The sequence below is a fragment of the Steroidobacter sp. genome (assembly GCF_016790065.1).
Lineage (GTDB): Bacteria > Pseudomonadota > Gammaproteobacteria > Steroidobacterales > Steroidobacteraceae > Steroidobacter.
In genome coordinates this window covers 1-3,094 of record NZ_JAEUPY010000185.1, presented here as the reverse complement: position 1 = coordinate 3,094, position 3,094 = coordinate 1, and the positions used below count along the sequence as shown (strand labels likewise).

General features: G+C 60.0%; 2 protein-coding genes and 1 pseudogene. All 3 read left to right on the top strand.

All coding sequences use genetic code 11. From position 1 onward, the window contains the following. Positions 1-733 (top strand): annotated as a pseudogene (locus JNL55_RS08150) (extradiol ring-cleavage dioxygenase); the annotation flags it as partial. Positions 734-736: 3 nt separating this feature from the next. Next, a complete protein-coding gene (locus tag JNL55_RS08145; protein ID WP_293851788.1) occupies positions 737-1,918 on the top strand; it encodes an alpha/beta hydrolase in 1,182 nt (393 codons plus the stop codon). Positions 1,919-1,960: 42 nt separating this feature from the next. Further along, on the top strand, positions 1,961-3,094 hold a 1,134-nt coding region (locus JNL55_RS08140), incomplete at its 3' end, for an amidohydrolase (protein ID WP_293851786.1).

The window sequence follows — 3,094 nt, the reverse complement described above, 5'->3', positions numbered from 1 at the left end:
TGCGTCGGAGTCGGCCATGTTCTCCAAGACCGAGGACGAGTGGGGCGGCGGCAAGCCCAACGTCTGGCGCGAGCGTAAGGAACATTCGCTGTTGATGCGTGGCCATCGCAAGGCGGCCAAGTTCCTGACCGAACAATTGCTGGAACGTGAGTTCGATGTCGCGTATGCCTACAAGCCGCTACATCACCCGAGCTTGCCGCATGCGTTCTTGAACTCACTGCTGTACCTCGACTATGACCGTCGCGGCTTCCCGTATCCGGTGGTGCCGTTCCAAGTGAATTGTTATGGCCGCTCGGTCATCAGCTATCGCGGCTTCATCAGTCGGTTGGCCGATCGCGGTCGTGAGCTCGATCCGCCGTCGCCGTCGCCGAAGCGGATCTTCAAGCTCGGTGCCGAGGTGGCGCGGATCTTCCGTGACAGTCCGTATCGCGTGGCGCTGGTGGCATCGTCGAGCTGGTCGCACGCTTTTTTGAACGATCAAACCTATCGCATGCAACCTGACGTGGCGCTCGACAAGCGCATGTATGAGGCACTCACTCGCGGCGACTGGAATGTTTGGACCGACACGACGTTGGAGCAATTGGAGCTCTCAGGCGAGCATGAGCTGTTGAACTGGTACGCGCTGGCCGGTGCGATGAGTGAGCTTGGGCAGCCATGCACTTGGTCCGACTTCGTCGAGACCTATGTGTTCAATTCCAGCAAAGTGACCGCGATTTTCGCGCCTACGAAGTGACGCATGACCATGGTTAGAACGCTTTCTCAGACACTGTTGTTGGTTGCGCTCGCTTGCGCGAGCTGGGCCGGCGTTGCGCGCGCCGCCGATGCGCTGCCGAACGTTGAAGTTCGCGAGATGGTTGGGAAGGAGAATGGCCGGCGCTATCAGATCTATACAGCGCTGCCGACCAAGCCTCAGCCTGCGGAAGGCTATGCGGTTGTTTATGTGCTCGATGCGAACATCATGTTCGCCACGATGGTGGAAACGGTTCGTGCGTCCGAACGGCGGCCGACTGGTCGCGGCACGGTGGTCGTCGGCATCGGGTATCCCGAAGATTTGAAAGCGAACGTCGAGCGGCAGGTTGATCTCACACCGTCTGTGAGTTCCACGCCGGCGGCGGGACAGGGTGGGGCGGAGGCGTTCCTGCGGTTCATCGCTAATGAGTTGCAGCCGGATGTGGCTTCGCGGTTCCAGATTGATTCGAAGAGCGAGACGTTGTTCGGCCACTCGTATGGTGGCTTGTTCACGTTGTATGCGCTGATCAACGCGCCTGGCCTGGTCGACAATTTCGTCGCCGCCAGTCCGTCGATCTGGTTCGAGAATCGGTTCATGCAGAAGGACAATGTGCGTGGTCGGCTCGAGCCCAAGTTACAGACGCAGCAGGTGACACCGCGCGTGCTCATCACGGTTGGCGAGTATGAGCAGGCGGCGGATCCGGATTTTCCTTCGGTAGCTGGGCAGGGATCGAATCCTGCTAGCTTGCTGGAGCGGAAGCAGGTCGACAATGCGCGGGAGTTTGCGGATTACTTGTCCAAGCTTTCTGGCATTGAGGCCAAGTTTGTTTTGTTTGCTGGGGAGGATCATGGGACGGTGATTCCTTCCGCCATCAGTCGCGGAGTGCGCTTTGCGTTGGCACCTTCGGCGAAGGCTCCTTCCCTGGCGACTCCGGCTGTCTTTGCTGCGAAGCCGCCCGGTGGGATCAAGGTGCCTGTGTCCGATGAGTATTTGAAGCTCACTGCGGATCAGAGATACAAGTTGCGGATGAAGGTTCGTAAGCTGCCCGAGGCGCAGAGAGTGGCTTGGAATAAGCAGTTTCAGTATTCGCTCAATGCCGGGCTGACTTATTTGCAGCATCGGACGTTGCATGAGGAGCGGCAGGCGATGGATCAGAAGCACGGCACTCAGCCGCCGCCGGAAGGTTGAGTTATGACGCTTACGTGTGCGGAGAAGATGGGCGGAGTTGGCATGCGCGCAGCTATTGCGCTAGCTCTAGCTGGAGGCGCGGTCTTCTCCACCGGAGCGCTCGCGCAGAGCGCGACGGTCAACGGCAAGGTTGCGGCGATCGAGCAGCAAGTCATCTCCTGGCGGCGAGATATCCATCAGCACCCGGAGCTGAGCAATCGTGAAGTGCGCACGAGTGCGCTGGTGGCGAAGCATCTGCAGGCGTTGGGCCTGGAAGTAAGAACGGGAATAGCGAAAACCGGCGTCGTAGCCGTTCTGAAAGGTGCGAAGCCGGGTAAAACCATCGCGCTGAGAGCGGACATGGATGCGCTGCCGGTGGAAGAACAAACCGGGCTTGCGTTCGCCTCGAAAGTCACAACGGAAGAGAACGGCAAGACCGTCCCAGTGATGCACGCGTGCGGCCACGACGCGCACACCGCCATTCTGATGGGCGCAGCGCAAGTGCTCGCGAGCATGCGCAGTCAAATCGCAGGCACGATCGTCTTCATCTTCCAGCCGGCGGAAGAAGGTGCACCGCCGGGCGAAGAAGGTGGCGCGCCCTTGATGATCAAAGAGGGCGCACTGACCAATCCAAAGCCCGACGCAATATTTGCGCTTCACGTCGAGCCCGGCGTGCTCGGTCGCATCGACGTGCGCTACGGCCCGTTGCTAGCAAGTTCTACCGATCTGCGAATCGATTTGAAAGGGCGCCAAACGCACGGCGGCCGCCCGTGGGAGGGCACGGACCTGATCAATCTCTCGGCGGACATCGTGAAGAGCATGGCGACCATCACTTCGCGCCAGGTCAACGTCTTCGATGTGCCCAACGTGGTCACCATCGGGATGGTGCAAGCGGGTGTCAGGCCCAACATCCTGCCCGGCGACGCGAGCTTGCAAGGAACCATCCGCACCTACAGCGAAGATCGGCTGCAGAACCTGAAGGAATTGATTCAAACCTCCGTCGATGGACTCGCAAAAACTTACGGAGCCACGGCGGCCGTCAACTTCAGGCAGCAGGCGTACGTCACAGGCAGCGATCCGAAGACGCTCGAGTCCATCATGCCGGCGCTGAAAGAGGCGGCGGGCGCAGCGGGTGTCGATACGTCGGCACCAGTGCGAGGCGCGGCGGAAGATTTCTCGTTCTTCGAACGTGAGATC